The 16,830-nt window shown below is 62.6% G+C and carries 15 protein-coding genes; 1 reads left to right on the plus strand and 14 read right to left on the minus strand.

Going from position 1 to position 16,830, the window contains the following annotated elements; translation table 11 throughout:
• Nucleotide 1: 1 nt before the first annotated feature.
• The 13 genes from AB3X96_RS30170 to AB3X96_RS30230 all read right to left on the minus strand — a co-directional run bounded on the left by AB3X96_RS30170 (nucleotide 2) and on the right by AB3X96_RS30230 (nucleotide 14,484).
• Nucleotides 2-700 carry a protein glxC gene (locus AB3X96_RS30170; protein ID WP_176110948.1) on the minus strand — a complete coding sequence of 233 codons (699 nt, stop codon included), beginning with the start codon at nucleotides 698-700 and terminating at the stop codon, nucleotides 2-4.
• Complete coding sequence (locus AB3X96_RS30175) at nucleotides 688-1,596, minus strand: amidophosphoribosyltransferase (protein WP_368592580.1); 909 nt, start codon at nucleotides 1,594-1,596, stop codon at nucleotides 688-690. Before AB3X96_RS30175 ends, AB3X96_RS30170 begins: the two co-directional genes overlap by 13 nt.
• Nucleotides 1,597-1,646: 50 nt before the next feature.
• A complete protein-coding gene (glnT, locus tag AB3X96_RS30180) occupies nucleotides 1,647-2,975 on the minus strand; it encodes a type III glutamate--ammonia ligase (protein ID WP_368592581.1) in 1,329 nt (442 codons plus the stop codon).
• Between the two features lie 81 nt (nucleotides 2,976-3,056).
• The gene (locus AB3X96_RS30185; RefSeq protein ID WP_368592582.1) at nucleotides 3,057-3,731 is read right to left on the minus strand and encodes a hypothetical protein; all 675 of its coding nucleotides are present in this window, start codon (nucleotides 3,729-3,731) and stop codon (nucleotides 3,057-3,059) included.
• On the minus strand, nucleotides 3,728-6,691 hold the full coding sequence (locus AB3X96_RS30190) for a glycine cleavage T C-terminal barrel domain-containing protein (protein ID WP_368592583.1): 2,964 nt from the start codon (nucleotides 6,689-6,691) through the stop codon (nucleotides 3,728-3,730). The genes AB3X96_RS30185 and AB3X96_RS30190 overlap by 4 nt, the downstream gene beginning before the upstream one ends.
• Complete coding sequence (locus AB3X96_RS30195) at nucleotides 6,692-6,949, minus strand: sarcosine oxidase subunit delta (RefSeq protein WP_176110953.1); 258 nt, start codon at nucleotides 6,947-6,949, stop codon at nucleotides 6,692-6,694.
• Between the two features lie 13 nt (nucleotides 6,950-6,962).
• Nucleotides 6,963-8,150: an FAD-dependent oxidoreductase gene (locus tag AB3X96_RS30200; protein ID WP_246392237.1), complete on the minus strand. Its 1,188-nt coding sequence runs from the start codon at nucleotides 8,148-8,150 to the stop codon at nucleotides 6,963-6,965.
• 126 nt (nucleotides 8,151-8,276) lie between these two features.
• Nucleotides 8,277-9,128: a formyltetrahydrofolate deformylase gene (purU, locus tag AB3X96_RS30205; RefSeq protein ID WP_368592618.1), complete on the minus strand. Its 852-nt coding sequence runs from the start codon at nucleotides 9,126-9,128 to the stop codon at nucleotides 8,277-8,279.
• A 490-nt stretch (nucleotides 9,129-9,618) separates the two neighbouring features.
• Nucleotides 9,619-10,263: an XRE family transcriptional regulator gene (locus AB3X96_RS30210; protein ID WP_176110955.1), complete on the minus strand. Its 645-nt coding sequence runs from the start codon at nucleotides 10,261-10,263 to the stop codon at nucleotides 9,619-9,621.
• A gap of 129 nt (nucleotides 10,264-10,392) precedes the next feature.
• The gene (gene narL / locus AB3X96_RS30215; RefSeq protein ID WP_368592584.1) at nucleotides 10,393-11,052 is read right to left on the minus strand and encodes a two-component system response regulator NarL; all 660 of its coding nucleotides are present in this window, start codon (nucleotides 11,050-11,052) and stop codon (nucleotides 10,393-10,395) included.
• 107 nt (nucleotides 11,053-11,159) lie between these two features.
• Nucleotides 11,160-11,393, minus strand: coding sequence for a hypothetical protein (locus AB3X96_RS30220; RefSeq protein ID WP_368592585.1), 234 nt, complete (start codon nucleotides 11,391-11,393; stop codon nucleotides 11,160-11,162).
• A gap of 449 nt (nucleotides 11,394-11,842) precedes the next feature.
• Nucleotides 11,843-13,228: an MFS transporter gene (locus AB3X96_RS30225; protein WP_368592586.1), complete on the minus strand. Its 1,386-nt coding sequence runs from the start codon at nucleotides 13,226-13,228 to the stop codon at nucleotides 11,843-11,845.
• A gap of 89 nt (nucleotides 13,229-13,317) precedes the next feature.
• Nucleotides 13,318-14,484, minus strand: coding sequence for a Xaa-Pro peptidase family protein (locus AB3X96_RS30230; protein WP_176110958.1), 1,167 nt, complete (start codon nucleotides 14,482-14,484; stop codon nucleotides 13,318-13,320).
• 186 nt (nucleotides 14,485-14,670) lie between these two features.
• Here AB3X96_RS30230 and AB3X96_RS30235 point away from each other — a divergent pair, with 186 nt between their 5' ends.
• A complete protein-coding gene (locus tag AB3X96_RS30235; RefSeq protein WP_368592587.1) occupies nucleotides 14,671-15,666 on the plus strand; it encodes a LysR substrate-binding domain-containing protein in 996 nt (331 codons plus the stop codon).
• A gap of 125 nt (nucleotides 15,667-15,791) precedes the next feature.
• On the opposite strand, the gene AB3X96_RS30240 is transcribed toward AB3X96_RS30235, so the two are convergent.
• Nucleotides 15,792-16,814, minus strand: a complete 1,023-nt coding sequence (locus tag AB3X96_RS30240) for an XdhC family protein (protein WP_368592588.1) — start codon at nucleotides 16,812-16,814, stop codon at nucleotides 15,792-15,794.
• Nucleotides 16,815-16,830: the final 16 nt, after the last annotated feature.

The raw sequence follows: 16,830 nt of genomic DNA on the forward strand, positions 1-16,830 counted from the left end.
TTCAATATTCCTGATTCGCGTCGGCATTCCAGTGGTACAGCGAGCGAGCCGATGCTACGCGTCTGAATTCCTTGGGGTCGAACTCGGCGAATGCCGGGCCGGCTGCGCGCAACAGCTGTGCAACGGCTTCCACGTCGGCGCCTTGCATCGGCTCTTCACGCGCATCCGCACCCAGCGACTTGACCTTGCCGCGCACGTAGATCACCGCCTCGTACAACGAGTCGCCCAGCGCATCACCCGCATCGCCGCAGATCACGATCCGGCCGGCCTGCGCCATGAACGCCGAAAAGCTCCCAACCGATCCCCTCACGACGATGTCCGCCCCTTTGAGCGAGATGCCGCAACGCAGGCCCGCATCGCCTTCTATGACGAGCAGACCGCCGTGCGCGGATGCACCCGCCGCATTGGAGGCGAAGCCCTTCACGTGCACGCGCCCGCTCATCATGTTCTCGGCCACCCCCGTACTGGCGCTGCCCGAGATCGTCACTTTCGCTTCCTTGTTCATGCCGGCGGCGTAGTAGCCCGCGTGGCCGTCGATCTCCACCTCGATGGGCAAATCGAGTCCCACGGCGATGTTGTGCGCACCATCGGGATTGGAGATGAACACCTTGCGCGTGCCCGCTTGCGCGGCCTCGCGATGCAGGAAGCCATTCACGTCCGTCACCGAGGCGGACGCCAGGTCGAAGTTCACACTGTCCATACGTACATCTCCTCTGGGGCCGGTTCGAAAACACGCGCGTGCTTGATGTCGGGAAGGTGCGCGAGCGAGCGGAACTCCGAAGCAATGGCGACGAAGTCGTCCGTCTCGGCCACGACGGCCGGCTTGCACGCGAACGGATCGCGGATCAGTGCGAGCTTGTCCGGCGTGCCCATCAGGAACGTGTAGAAACCGTCGAGCTGCTCGAAGCCCTTTTGCAAGGCGGTTTCGAGATCGTCGCCCTCACGCAGCCGGTATTCGAGAAAACGGCATGCTGCCTCCGTGTCGTTGTCCGTGTCGAAGCGAATGCCATGCGGTTCGAGCATGCGCCGTACGCCGTTGGGGTTCGACAGCGAGCCGTTGTGCACGAGGCAAAAGTCTTCGCCAGCCGTGAACGGGTGTGCCCGATCGGGCGTCACGGCGGACTCCGTCGCCATACGCGTATGGCCGACCAGATGCGTGCCCGTCAGCGCGCTGAATGCGTAGCGGTCTGCGACCATGCCGGGCATGCCCGTGTCCTTGTACAGGTCGATCATGCGGCCGGTCGACAGCACATGCAGCCGGGGATGTGTTTCGCGGATCCAGTGCTTGACCGTCTCGGGATCGATGGCGACGCTCAGGATCGCGTGATTGTCCTTCGCATGCACCGATGCCTTCGCGCCGAGATGCTCGTTCAACTCATGCGCGAGCCCCTGCCAGTTGAAGTCGGCGCCCTCATCGGTGAGGCCCGAGTAGAGGCTGATTTTGCGCACGCCATCCGCGGTGGGCTCCGTGAACACGGCCAACCCTGCCGAATCGGGCCCCCGCTCCGTCATGCCCAGCAACATCGGCACCATCAATTCTCCGAGCCGGCCCCGCAGCTCGGGCTTTTTAACCAGTAGTCCTACAATTCCGCACATCGTTTTCTCCTCGCGATCACATTCAAATCGACAAACTGTCCTGGTTTTGGTCAGAAAAATTCGAGGTACGTCTTCTGTTCCCAGTCCGACACATGGCGCATGTACTCGATCCATTCCATGTTCTTCAGACGCAGGAATTCCCCGCCCGCCGGTCCCAGCGCTTCGAGCATCACTTCATCGTGCTCCAGTGCATGCAGCGCGGCCGAGAGGTTCTGCGGCAGGATGCTGATGCCGTGCTCATTGAGTTCCTGCGGGGACATTTCATAGAGATTGGCATTGCACGGCTTGCCTGGCTCCAGACGGTTCTCGACGCCATCGAGCCCGGCCGCGATCACGGCGGCCGTCGCGAGATATGCGTTGCAGGCGGCGTCGGGCAGGCGCAGTTCGATCCGGCCGCCCGGAATACGCACCATCGACGAACGATTGTTGTCGCCATAGCTCACGTAGGCAGGTGCCCATGTCGCGCCAGTCAAGGAACGGCCCACGACAAGACGCTTGTATGAATTGACCGTCGGGGCGCAGATCGCCGTGAGCGCCGCGGCATGCTTGAGAATGCCCGCCGTCCAGTGATACGCGAGCTTCGAAAGGCCAAGACCGTTCTCGTCGTGGTCGTCGGCGAAGAGGTTTTTCTTTCCGTCCGAAATCGACATATGCATATGCATGCCGTTGCCGGGCCGGTTCGCGAAGGGCTTCGGCATGAACGAACAGATCAGGCCGAGTTCGTTCGCGATCTCCGCGGCCGCCATCTTGAAGAAGACGTAGTGATCGCAGGACTTCAGGCAATCCGTGTACGTGTAGTTGATCTCGAACTGGCCGTTGGCGTCTTCGTGGTCGATCTGATAGACATCGATGCCTGCCTTGATGAGAGCATCCGTCAGGCGTTCGAGGAACTCGCGCGAGCGCGAGAGCCCCTTGTAGTCATAGCAGGGTTTGGGCAACGCGTCGGTGTGATCGCACGGCACGATCGCGCCGTCGGGGCCCTTGCGCAGCAGGGAGAACTCGGGCTCGAGGCCCGTGTTCAAAATCCAGCCCCGTTCTTCGAGACGCCGCACCTGCTTCTTGAGCGTCACGCGGCTTTCGAACGGCCAGGGTTCGCGCTTGACATGTCCATCGCACACGATGCGGGCGTAGCCCGGCTGCCATGGCACGAGTTGCAACGTGTCGATGTCGCCGACGGCCATGAAGTCAGGCCCCTGCGGATCGATACCGAGCCCCCACACTGCGAAGCCTGCGAAACCGGCGCCTGCCGTCAGAATGCTGTCCAGGTGAGCGGCGGGCACGGACTTCGTCTTCGCCACTCCGTGGATGTCGACAAACTGGGCGAGGATGTACTTTATCTCGTTTTCTGCTAGAAACTTGCGGGCGAATTCGGGGGTCATGTGAATGTCCTCAAACGTAATAAGTCCAGGGGTTTCAGAGAACGCTGGCCCGTGTTCGCGCCCGCGTCTACCACGTGCTCACTACCGGGGCGGCGACTGATCGATATCCGTAATCGCGGCGATCCCGACCGGGCCGCCGCCAAGCTCGGCAGCGATGCCCGAGAAGGTTTCCCACAGATACAGCCCGTACGTTCCGTCGGCCCAGATCCGGTAGTAAGGCTTGCCTGCCCGGGCGCCTGGCATGACGGTGACGGCGACTCCCGCCATCGAGGTCAGCACGACTGGCCGGGCCGCCAGATCGAGCGCGCGGAAGTTGACATTGCAGGTTTGCAGCAACAACTCGTGCACCGCTTCGCCGGATAGCACGAGCGCGACATCCTGATGCAGCACGGGATACACGTGCACGGGCGTGTCGAGATGCGACATCCGCGCCGAGCTGCCTTGAATGAGTCCGTCTTCGATCAGATACTCGGCGAGGCCCAGCCGCAACACCACGCCACCGGCGGCGAGCGGCGCCCAGCTATTGGGCTGCGCCGGCACGGGAATGCCCTGTGCCTGTAGCCAGGCGGCCACGCCATTGCCCTTGAAGCCGGTGCGGGCAAGGTACGAAACGTCGGCAATCCCGAGCGTCTGCGCCCGTGCGCTGTCTGCGTCATCGATCTGCTCGACGACGCGCATGTCGTCGCGCACGCTCCATCGCAGGCTCGCCGGCTTGCGTGCATCGCTGACCGGGCTCATTCGAAGTGGCGCGTTCATGCGGTCTCCTTTTTCGGCGAAGCGGTTTCGGTCGTGACGCTGTCCTTCTGACGTTCGTTCTCCGGGTCATAGAACGGTGTGGAAACGACCGTTGCGGGAACCATCCGGCCATCCGTCAAACGGAAGCTGATGCGCGTGCCGGGCTCGGCCTGGTCCGGCCGCACGAACGCGAGACCGATCGTCTTTGTCAGGGTTGCGCTCCATGCGACGCTCGTCACGCGCCCCGCAATCTCGCCGCGATCGATCACGAGATGACACTCGCGCAGCCCGGTTTCGCGTTGACCCGCGTCCAAAGCAAAGCCGACTAGGCGCTGTTTGGCCGGCGCCCTGTCGATGATCTGCAGGCTGCGCTTGCCGACGAAGAACGGCTTGTCCATCTTCACGGCCCATTCCATGCCCGCGTCGCGCGGCGTCGTCAGACCATCGGTGTCCTGGCTGACGATCACGTGGCCCTTCTCCAGCCGCAACAGACGCTGAGCTTCGACACCGAATGCACGAATGGCGTGTTCCTTGCCGGCTTCGAGAAGCGTGCGCCAGAGCGCCGCGCCGTACTCGGCGGGAATGTGGATTTCGTAGCCCCATTCGCCGACGAAGCCGACCCGCATGAGCCGTGCTGGCACGCGATGCTGATCGAGCGCGATGCCCGTCACGCGCACACCGAGATACGGAAACGCGGCGGACGACAGATCGAGATCGACGAGCCTGGCCAGCACCGCGCGCGACGCCGGACCGGCGAGATTGACCGCCGCGAACCCGCCCGTGACGTTGACGATGCCGCAATCGAGTTGCCAGATTGTGTTGAGCCGCGACAGCTCACGATAGATGGCGGCAGCGCCCGAGGTCGTCGTCGTGAAGTAGAAGTGATCATCCGCGAGACGCGCGATCACCCCGTCGTCGATCACCACACCCGATTCGTCGCACATCACCGCATAGCGCGTCATGCCGGGCTTCAGGCCTGCGTACTTCGACACGTACACGCGTTCCAGAAATTCGGCGGCCTGCGGCCCGCGCACCTCGATCTTGCCGAGCGTGCCCACGTCGATGACGCCCACGCCATTGCGCACCGCGAGCGCCTCTTCCTCGATGCATGCCGCGCGCGCCTTGCCCGGGACCGCGTAATACTCCGGCCGCTGCCAGACCCCTGCCGCCATCCAGACTGCATTGAGCGACTGATGCTGCGCGTGCAGCGGCGTGCGCCGCTCGGGATTGAAACCACGGCCGGCGAGATGCGACATCGGCACCGGATGGAAGAACGGCCGCGCCGTAGTCGTGCCGACTTCCTGCGGCTTTTTGCCGGTGAGCCGTGCAAGGATGCGCAGGCCGTTCATGTTCGAGTGCTTGCCCTGGCTCGGCCCCATGCCGTTTGTCGAGAAGCGCTTCAACAGTTCGATGTTGTCGAAACCCTCCTGAACCGCATTCGCGAAGTCCTTCAGTTGCAGGTCCTCGTCGAAATCCACGAAGTTCTTGCCGGAATCATGGCCCACGATCGGCCAGGGATGAGAAGGCGATTCCTGCTCCGCGAGACGCGATCCGGTCGCGCTCGCCGTCTTCACATCGCAGAAGCCGCTGTGCGCCGCCGCCTGAATGCCGGCGCGCGCGCCGTCCAGCAGCTTGCTCTCGAACGTATAGACGCCATTGACACGGCCGCACGCGAAGACACCCGGCGGCAACTGCTCCGGCACGAACTGCTCGACGTCATGGTCGAAGCGCATCTTCGTGTTGGCCTGGTACAGAAGGTTCGCCGCGGGCGCCCAGCCCACGCTCATGAGCAACGTGTCGCATTCGATCAGGCGCGTCGCGACCGTCGAGGCGCGCAAACCGTCTTCCGCCGAGAACGCGCCGACGCGTACGCCCGTCAACTGGCTGCCCTTGGCGTCCGGCACGGCCTCGACGACACAGCTCGACATCAGCACGTCGACACCCTTCGCTCTCAGAACGCGTTCGAGCTCCTGGCATTTGTGCGATGCGCGCAGGTCCACGACCGCAGCGACCGGGATGCCGCGAGCGAGCATGTCCAGTGCCGCGCGATAGCCATCGGCGTTGGCCGTGAGCACCACGGCCCGTTTCCCGGGCGCGACGCTGTAGCGATACGCGAGTCGCTGCGCCGCCGAAGCCAGCATCACACCAGGCAGGTCGTTGTTGCGAAATACCGCCGGCTGCTCGAATGCACCGCTCGCGACGATCACCGCTTTCGCGCGCATCTTCGTAATGCGCGTCGGCTCCACGAGAGGCACCCACAGGTCGGCGTAATACGCCGCCGCGAGCGTTTCCGTCATCACGCGGATGCGCGGGTGTCCAAGCGCCGCCGTCTCCAGCTCACGGGTCCGCTCGAATCGCTTCTCGTCGCCACCCAGTTGATAGCCGCCGCTGCCGCCGATGCGCGCGTTCTCGTCGACGATGACGACGTCGGCGCCCTGTTGAGCCGCAGCGAGCGCCGCCGAAAGACCCGACGGACCCGCGCCGATCACGAGGACGTCACAGAAGCCATAGCGTTTCGGTGTGCGAATATGCGGCGCGTTGAAGTCGACGGTACCAAGGCCCGTCATCGCGCGAAACATGCGTTCCCAACGCGGAAACCAGCGCTTGCTGTGGAACGCCTTGTAGTAGAAGCCGACGGGGAGGAACGCGGCGAGCTTGCCAATGACGCGCCCTCGATCTGCGTCCACGCCGCCGAACGTGTTGACCGAATGCCAGTTGCCCTGCGTCAGGGCCGTCACATCTGCGCGCACATTCAATCTCGCGCCGTCCTGAAGCATCACGTTGACATCGTGATTGGCGAGCGAAAGCACGCCGCGTGGCCGGTGGTATTTGAAGCTGCGGCCGAGCACGTGCACGCCGGATGCCCACAGTGCGCTCGTGATCGTATCGCCTGTAAGGCCGCTATAGTGCTTGCCTTCGTACGAGAAGCCGATGTGCGTATTGCGTGTGATCCATTCGCCGCGATGAGGTGTGAGACGCATTCAGGCCTCCGCGCCGGCAAGGTAAGTACGCAGCACGAGATCTTTCGCAGTATCGCGCTCGGCAATGAACCACGTGTTGCTCGAGGTGTGGCACCACCACTCCTGCTTCACGCCCGCAGCGCCGTTGCGGCAGAACACGTAGTCGGCCCATTGCGCATCGTCCGCGACCAGCGGGTCTGGCATCGGCCGTATCTCGCCCCAGTAGGTAAACTCCGACATCGGGCGCGCACCATTAACCGGACAGGTCATGATCTTCATCGTCTTCTCCAGGTCAGTGGCCAACGGATGCCGCACCCTTTTCGCCCGTCAGCGAGAAGCGGCGGAACCGGTCAAGCGAGAAACCCTCGATCAGCGGGTGGCTGGTGTCGTTCGCCACCGTGTACGACATCGTCTTGCCGCATACGGGCGTGGCCTTGAAGCCCCAGGTGCCCCATCCCGCATCGAGGTAGAAGCCCTCAACGGGAGTCTTGCCCATGATGGGCGCAAAGTCCGGCGTCATGTCGGCCATCCCCGCCCATTGCCGCATCACCTTCGCGTGCGACAGGAACGGGAACATTTCGAGCATGTGGGCAGTAAGGCCTTCCACGAAATCCAGCGTGGAGCGGGTCGAATGCAGCTCGTACGGATCGAGCGACGCACCCATCACGAGTTCCCCGCGCGCCGACTGGCTGATGTAGACATGAAGGCTGCCGGACACGAGGATCGGATCGAGCCAGGGCTTGAGCGGCTCGCTCACCATCGCCTGAAGCGGGTGGATGAAGATGGGCGTGCGCACGCCTACCATGTCCGTCATGCGAGGGGTAGAGCCCGCTACGGCGCACAGCACCTTGTTCGTCGAGATGTAGCCGCGCGAAGTCTTCACCCCTTTGACCTTGCCCCCCACCACGTCGATGCCGAGCACCTCGGTTTGCTGATGAATCTCGACGCCTCGCTGATCCGCCCCGCGCCCGTAACCCCAAGCCACGGCATCATGCCGCGCGACGGCGCCTGGCGCGTGATACAGCGCTCCCATGATCGGCGCGACACCCCCGCATGAAATATCGATCATCGGCGCGGCTTTCTTGACTTCGTTCGGCCCGACGACTTCCGAATCCACCCCGTAGTGTTTGTTGACTTCCGCGCGCCAGCGCATCGTGCGCATCGCAGAATCCGTATGGGCAAGCGTGTAGTGGCCGCGCGTCGAATAGAACAGGTTGAGGTCGAAGTCCTGAGAAAGGTCCTGCCAAAGTTTCACGGACTCGTCGTAGAACTTCACGCCTTCGGGCGTCAGATAGTTCGAGCGGATGATCGTGGTGTTACGCCCGGTATTACCTCCACCGATATACCCCTTTTCCAGCACTGCTACGTTCGTAATGCCGTGCTCCTTCGCAAGGTAGTACGCCGACGCAAGACCGTGGCCTCCAGCGCCGATGATCACCACGTCATATGAACGACGCAACGTGTCGTGTCTGGTAAACATTCTCGGTTCGGGGTGTTTCTTCGAGAGGGCGAAGCGGACAAGACGCCATGGCATAACACACACTCCTTTGTGTTGCCCCGCAACGGGGCGACTCTGCGACCTGAACAACCAAAGATGACCGAGCAACTACCGCAGGACGATGGTCTTGTTGCCGTGGACGAGCACACGATCCTCGAGGTGATAGCGTAAGCCCCGCGCCAGTACGGCCTTTTCGATATCGCGGCCAAGCCTCACGAGATCGTCTGGCCGGTCCGAATGACGCACGCGAATCACGTCCTGCTCGATGATCGGCCCCTGGTCCAGTTCTTCCGTCACGTAGTGACAGGTGGCACCCGTGAGCTTCACGCCGCGCCCGTATGCCTGGTGATAAGGCTTGGCGCCCACGAAGCTCGGCAGGAACGAGTGATGGATGTTGATGATTCGCCCCGGATAGGCCGAGCACAGGCTCGGAGACAGAACCTGCATGTAGCGCGCGAGCACCATCGTGTCGGCGCGCGCATCGTCGAACAGGCGCTGGACTTGGTCGTACGCCTGTGCCTTGTTGTCGGGGGTGACGGGCACGTAGTGAAACGGAATGCCGTGCCACTCGACGAAGCTGCGCCACGTCTCGTGATTCGAGATCACGCACGGAATCTCGATGTCCAGCTCACCCGCCTTCCAGCGCGCGAGCAGATCGTAGAGACAGTGTTCGAGCTTCGATACGAGTATCACGACCCGCTTCTTGACCGAGTTGTCGGAGATCTTCCAGTCCATCGCATACTCGCGAGCGATGTTGGCAAAGCGCTCGCGAAACGCGTTGATGCCGAATGGCAGCGACTCCGCTGCAATCTCATGACGCATGAAAAAGCGCTTTTCGATCTCGTCCGCGTGATGAGTGGCCTCGGTGATCCACGCGTGATGTTCGGCCAGGAACGTGCTTACAGCGGAAACGATCCCGATGCGGTCGGGACACGAAAGGGTAAGCGTGAAGCGGTGCATGGAGGAGGACATGGTGCGCATCGAACCGAAGTGGAGAGTCGTTGAGCACAACAGTAGCCAGATAAAACGCCACCGTCAACGTGAATCAACTTTTTTTCTTGTCAGGAAACACCCGTACGACTTTTCTACCCATGGGGGAGTATCGCGATGCATGTAATCCCACCGCCCAGAAAATCGCTCCCGTCTACCCCAAAAATGCTCTGCAATCCCCACCCCGAGTCCGTGGTACATCTATGCTCGCGACACGTATCTGTCGAAAGCTTGCCTTTTGAATAGCGTGAATGCGAAGAGCGGGATGAGTGCGCACCCCCGACAGGCAGGCGCGGATTTGCGCGAGGCGTCGAACTTGTCGATCTGCGCTCGGTCGACGCAGCGCTCAATCGCTGTCAGTTCGACCGTGCGCTAGTTGATGCCGTGGCGCGCGAAAGGCAGTCGTCCCGCCGGCGCGCCAGTTTGTGGAAGGTCGTGATGCCAGAACGCAGGTGAAATGCTATTCACTCACGTCGGGCGAGTGCCCGTAGATGATGACGGTAATGAAGCGGATGGGCAATTTGATTAGTCGTTCGGGGCCATGCGCAACCGAACCTTGAAAGGTCAGAGCGTCGCCGGGCTGCAGCAGATAACTGCGATTGCCATGGCGATATTCCATTTTTCCCTGCAGCATATAGATGAACTCGGTGCCGGGGTGCTCGAAAGTCGGAAATACCTCGGCTTCGTCGTCCAGCGTGATGAGGAACGGTTCGAACAGCTTGACGGGCCCCTGGTCATAGGCGAGCAGATGATACGTGTGCCCTTTGGTGGTACCGCGCCGCACTACCTCCATTCCAGTGCCCGACTTCACGTGCTGCGCATTCCCCTGGCGATGCTCGAAGTTCTTGAATAGCGCGGAAATCGATATGCCCAGTGCGCGCGCAAGGCTCACGATAGAGTCCAGGCTGGTCGACACCTGCCCGTTCTCGATCTTCGACACCATGCTGCGCGACAGACCGCTTTGCTCCGCGAGGTCGGCAATCGTCAGTCCCTGATTCGTCCGGTGCTCCTTGACGACCTTCCCAAGGAATGCCTCGATCGACCTCCCGTCGCCAGTCTCATCAGACTCACTTGCAAACAACTCGGAATCTTTTTCGCTTTTCATCGCTCGGCTCTACACGTGACTATCGACAACCGGATGCGGAGACCCATGCGTAACGGCCCGCACTCGGATAGTACCAGCGGCTGGCGAAGGAAGGACGAGTTCTTTCCGTCTGGCTATCGACGTGCGATGTCAGCCGCGGGACAGATTGCGGCGCGCATGGTGCTCCTGGTGCCAGACGACGGCCTCAACCCTCGAATGCAGATCGAGCTTGTGCAACAGGTGCTTGACGTGCACCTTGACGGTTCCCACGCTGATATCGAGCTTGCGCGCTATTTCCTTGTTGCATAGGCCTTTTACCAGATATTCCAGGACTTCGTACTCGCGTGGCGAGAGGCCCGTCCCGTTGACGTGAGGAGGCTGTCTGGCGGACAAAGCATCAAACAGCTTGCCCGTCACCGCTTCGCTGAGCACGGACGTGCCCTGCAGCGCTTTCTGGAGGCAAAGGCACAACTGCTCGGGCTCCATGTCCTTCAGTAGATACCCGCTTGCGCCAGCGCGAAAAGCTGCGACGACATCGCGCTCGTTGTCCGATACGGTCAGTATCAAAAAGCGGGCTTGTACGCCATGTTGTCGTAGCGACTCCAGCGTTTCGATTCCACTCATATCCGGCATGCTCAGATCGACCAGGACAAGATCGGGCTTGAGCTGAATCGCAAGTTCAACGCCTGCACGGCCGGACGAGGCTTCCCCGACGACTCGAAACGCCTGATTCATCTGAATGAGCTGCGCAACACTCTTGCGAAAGAGCGCATGATCGTCGATTAGCAGTACGGTATAGACGGGGTCCATTCCCATTCCTCATGCTTGACCAGCTTGGGCCGGGATTCAGCCACTTGTCACAACTCGATCATCACCCTTGCAGCGAAATCAATCTGCGCGGCTGTGTGAAATCCTCATCACCCCGCGTGCGATCCCCGCAGACCAACGTGCACCGTGTGCATCGAGTGCTCGAGCGCCCACAAGAGGTCCGCTTCCTCGGAGAACCACCGGGCAACGGCGGTCGGCAACGCGTGTGCTGCACCGGTGCCGGCCTGCGCCATCAATGGGTCCACCGTCCAAACTTCGATCCGCGAAAGATCCGCCAACGCGGCGAACGCATTCGCGCAATCTTCCAGAGCCGCTTCCGACATGACGAACCAGTGTTCGGTGCCGTTCGGATCCGCTGGAAAAAGAACTCATCGCGGCTTCTCCACATTAGCCTTCTGACGTCCGAAACAGGATCCTGGAGATTCAAGGCTATATCAATGCCCAGTGCGAGGTAGTCCTGGGAGAAGGTCCTTGAAGGGGCCGCAAACGGTCGCCGCCCCCAGATAGCGTCTCAACGATGGGGTACGTGGATGCGCTCCTGTCTTGCCGTGGCGCCTGGCCCCTGCTGCGGCTGCCTACCCCCTGGAGGTATTACTAGAATGAAGTTGCCATATCTAGCACCTGAACTGACACTATGGGCCAATGGAATTCAAGCAAAGATCTGGTCGTGCCGGTGTCATCGCGCTTCTTCTAACGCCGCCCCCTCGCCGGGCTGCCGCTCCAGCACCGAAAATGACCAGGTCTTCGGCACAGCAACCGGATCGATTTGCACTCACCGCGCCAGAGGATGCGGCGAGTGCGCGGACGCTCGCGCGCCCGGCGCCGCGGCCGCCTCATCTCCCGGCTCCGCGGACAGATCGCGCTTGAAAGTCTCTGCGAGGAAAAACGCGCACACCAGGCTCAGCAATCCTGTCGCCGCGATATAGATCGAAATGGGCAGCGTCCGGCCATACGTCGCGAACAGATAGGTGGCGATCAATGGCGTCGGTCCCGACGTGATGATGCCGGCGATCTGATACGGCAGCGAAGCACCTGTATAACGCACCCGGGTCCCGAACAGTTCCGCGAACCACGTCGATTGCACGCCGTACACCGACGCCTGGCTCAACGCGATGCCGCAGACGTACGCCACGAAAATCAAAGTCGGATTGCGTGTGTCGAGCAACGGGAAGAACGCGAATCCATAGATTGCCACGAATACCGCGCCGAGCATGAAGACGGTCCGGCGTCCGATAGCGTCCGACAGCTTGCCGAACAGCGGCAGCGTGAACAGCGCAACCACGCAGCCCACAATGATGGCGTTCAGCAGCAGTCCGCGCGACAAGCCGAGCCGCGTCGTTCCGTACACCAGCACGAACACGTTGATCACGTTGAAGGTGATGTCGACCGCGAAGCGCGTGCCGATCGTCAGCACGAGGTCTTTCGGATGCCGGCGCAGCAATTCGATCAGCGGCGCTTTCACGACCTGCCTGCTCGCCTTGATCTGTTCGAATACCGGCGACTCCATGACGCGCAGGCGGATGAACAGGCCGATCGCGATCAGCGCGACGCTCAGCAGGAACGGCAGGCGCCATCCCCAAGAATAGAACGCCTCCGACGGCAGACTCGAGACGGCTTTGAACACGGCGGTCGAGAGCATCAATCCGAGCGGCACGCCCAATTGCGGGAACGCGCCGAAGAAACCACGTTTTCTGGCCGGTGCCGTTTCGACCACCATCAGCACCGCGCCGCCCCATTCGCCGCCGACGCCGAGCCCTTGCACGAAGCGCATCGCGACCAGCAGCATCGGCGCCCAGACGCCGATCGAGGCGTAAGTCGGCAGCAGGCCGATCACGAAGGTGCCGACGCCCATGATCGTCAGCGTCGCGACGAGCGTCGCCTTACGTCCGATGCGATCGCCGAAGTGCCCGAAAAACACGGCGCCGAAGGGCCGGGCGAGATAGCCGACCGCAAAACTTCCGAACGCCGCGATGGTGCCGACCATCGGATCGAACGAGGGAAAGAACAGCTTGGCGAAGACCAGCGCCGAAGCAGTGGCATAGAGAAAAAAGTCGTACCACTCGATGGCGGTCCCGACCACCGAGGCGACCAGCACACGGTTGACGGCCGACCGGCTGATAACCGGCGCATTGCCGGATGAAACGGGCGATGTTTTCACGTCTCCTCCCTTCTCTGGGAATCTATGTTTTGAACTGCTGCGTGTCGGCGGCGCAGGGCCGCCCGCACGTTACGATCAGTTCACTGTGCTCACCAGTGCAGTTCCATCGGGAAATGGTCGAGGGTTTCGACGCCGCCCGAGGTCAACCGCACGATACGTTCCGTGCGCAGGCCGCCGACGTTCGGCACCGTGATCGTCGCCTTCAGCGTAAAGACCATGTTTTCCTGCAGCACGGTCCTGTTGCCCGGCCCGATCCACGGCGCTTCTTCTTCCGGGTCCATGCCGGTGCCGTGACCGGTGCCATGGCCGCGCGCTTCGCTCGAGTATTGCTCGTAGTTCGACTTCACCAGCGCCTGCTGGATCACCGCGTTCAACTCCATGGCCGCCATGCCGGGACGCGCGGCGGCCAGCCCCGCTTCGACCGCGCGCGCCGCTGCCGCGACGATCGCCATCTTCTCTGGATTCGCCGGACCGTAGGTAAAACCGCGTCCGCCGTCGGCCACGTACCCACGATAACGCGCACCGATGTCGGTCATGATGAGGTCGCCCGGTTGCAGGATGCGGTCGGTTGGGCGCGCCAGGTTATACGCCGAGCGCGGACCGGATTGCACCATCGAATCGAACGCGGTCCGGTCCGCGCCTCCCGCGAGCATCGCGCGGTCGGCGATTAAAGCGAGTTCGCGCTCGGTGTAGGGACGGCCGTCGGCGAGCGCGTCGCGAATCGCGGCCATCGCCGAATCGGTCAAGGCCGCGGCTTTGCGCATCAGCGCGACCTCGGGCTCGCTCTTGATCGCCTTGATTTCGGCCAGCACCATCGTCGGTTCGAGCTTCAGTTCGCCGAGACCGGCGTTCAGGCGCTGCAACAGGTCCGCGGGGATATAGGCGGCGCCAGCGAGGCCGACCGTGCCGCTGCGGTGCCGCGCAGAAAAGGCCTGCACCTGTTGCGTGACTTCACGCAGACTGCGCACCTCGAAGGCGGTCACGCTCGTCGCGTAATCGAAGCATTGATCCGACACGAACAGCACGGGGTCGCCGTCCACCGGCAGCAGCAGGATCGCATTGGCAATGTCCGATACGCCGTCGAGCGGGCGGAACTCAGTGAAGTAGCCGATGTTCGCGCCACGCCAGCAATCGCCGAATGCAAGCAGGCCGACCAGGCCCGCCTTGTCGAGCGCGCTGCGGACCTTGGCGACGCGGCCGAGGAACTCGTCGGTGGTGATGCCTTCCGGCGGGATGTCTGCAGTACGGATGTTCATTGCCTCTTCGCCTCCTGTGCGGCTGCATGCGCGGATGCTGGATGCAGCCGGTCTCGATGCCCATGATGGGAAACCGCCCGCCTTGAAATGCAGGGCGACTGCTGCATAGTAGGATTGTTGGATATGCTTTTATAATGAAAAATAACGCAAGATCTATATCGATACGGAATACATGGAGGCGGCATCGTGAGCTCGGCACTTCATCCGGACAGCGGCGCGGGGGCCATCGCGCCGGGCCGCTTCGACCCCACGCGCCTGAAGACGCGCCAATTGGCCCTGATCGTTCAGCTCGACACCCATCGCTCGGTATTGCGCGCGGCGGACGCCGCGCACATGACCCAACCCGGGGCGACCAAGTTGCTGCGGGAACTGGAAGAGACGATGGGTGTGCCATTGTTCGAACGCCATCCGCGCGGTGTCGAGCCCACCTGGTACGGCGAGGTGCTGATCCGCCATGCGCGCAGCGTGCTGGCGGAGCTGCAGCACGCGTACGACGAAGTGTCCGCGCTCAAAGCCGGCCTGACCGGGCAGGCGATGATCGGCACCGAGGTCACGGCGGCCACCAACCTCGTGCCGCAGGCCGTGGCGCTACTCAAGAAGCGCTTTCCGCAGATTCGCGTCAACATCGAGATGGAGTTCAGCGAGGTGCTGGTGCAGCGTTTGCAGGAAGGCAAGCTGGATATGATCGTCGCGCGAATCCGCAATCCGGACGATCTGGCGGAACTGCACTACGCCCCGCTCGCAGAAGCTCAGCACGCGCTGTTCGCGCGCGTTGGCCATCCGCTCGCCAGGCGTAAGGCTCTCAGTTGGAACGAACTGGCGCCGCAAACGTGGATCCTGCCGCCGAAGGGCAACGTGATGCGTAATCAGTTCACCCAACTTTTTCTCGAACGGCAGCTCGCGTTGCCGACGGATGTGGTCGAGAGCTCATCGCTGCCTGTCATTACGAGTCTGCTGCAGATCAGCGATATGATCGCGCCGCTTGCGCGCGAGCCGGTGCGGCCGTATTGCATTGCCGGCGCGCTCGAAGCGCTGCCGTTCGAGCTCGATCTGAAGCTCGGGCCGGCGGGCATCGTCACACGGCGCGGGGACAGGCTCTCACCCGGTGCGCGGGCGATGCTGCAAGCGCTGCGCGAGGCCGCCGGATTCGATACCGGAGCCCCCGACGCCGACAACGACTGACTTACCTCGACGGGACTCAGCGCAGGCCGTCCACGGCGAAGGTGCGCGTGGCGGTCGATTTCCTGCGCCAGCAGTTGAGCGATGGACCGCTCGCCTTACGGCGCCTGTCGTGAAATCGGTTCCGCTCACAAGGCGTCACAGCCCACCGCGTTGCCCGCCATCTCCCGGACCGCCTTCGCGCCTTCGACCCGCAGCAGTTCCGGCAACGACACACCGTTTTTCGCGGCCGTCAATTCGGCCAGTATCGACAGTGCGATCTCCGGCGGCGTCCGGCTGCCGATGTAGATGCCCACCGGTCCGTGCAGGCGCGCGAGTTCTTCATCGGTGAGATCGAACTCCTTCAAGCGCTTGCGCCGCGCCGCGTTATTGCGACGCGAACCGAGCGCACCCACGTAGAACGCAGGCGTTTTCAGCGCTTCCATCAGCGCGAGATCGTCGAGCTTCGGATCGTGCGTCAGCGCGATCACCGCAGAGCGTTCGTCGAGCTTCATGTCCATCACGGTGTCGTCGGGCATGGCGCGAACGAGGGTCGTGCCGGGCACGTTCCACTCGTCCGTATATTCCTCGCGCGGATCGCATACCGTGACCTGATAATCGAGCCCCACCGCGATGCTGCACAGATAGCGCGACAACTGTCCCGCGCCGATCACCAGCATCCGGTAACGGGGCCCATGGATGCTCAGCAGCGTCGTCCCGTCGAACAGAAGGCCGTCCGTCGCCTGCGCGGGTTCGAGGCGCGCAGCCCCCGTCGCCATGTCGAGCGTGCGCGCGACGAGCCTGCCTGCCTCCACCGCTGCACACAGCCCGGCGATACCGCTCGCGAGCGTCAACGGCTCCAGCACGAGCTGAATGGTGCCGCCGCAAGGCACGCCGAAGCGATGCGCCTCCTGCGCGCTGACGCCGTACTTCAGCACCTGCGGACTTTCCTGTTCGATGCCTCGCTGCCGCACGCGATCGATCAGATCGTCTTCGATGCATCCGCCCGACACCGACCCGACCACCTGCCCATCGGCGCGCACCGCGAGCATCGCGCCCACGGGACGCGGTGAGGATCCCCATGTCTTCACGACCGTCACCAGCAGCACGGGATGCCCGTCTGCCAGCCATCGCGCGCTGCTTTTCAGGACTTCGAGATCCACGCTGTCCATTGACTCGCCTCCCTGC

Origin of the sequence: Paraburkholderia sp. BR13439 (assembly GCF_040948805.1) — a bacterium.
Lineage (GTDB): Bacteria > Pseudomonadota > Gammaproteobacteria > Burkholderiales > Burkholderiaceae > Paraburkholderia > Paraburkholderia youngii.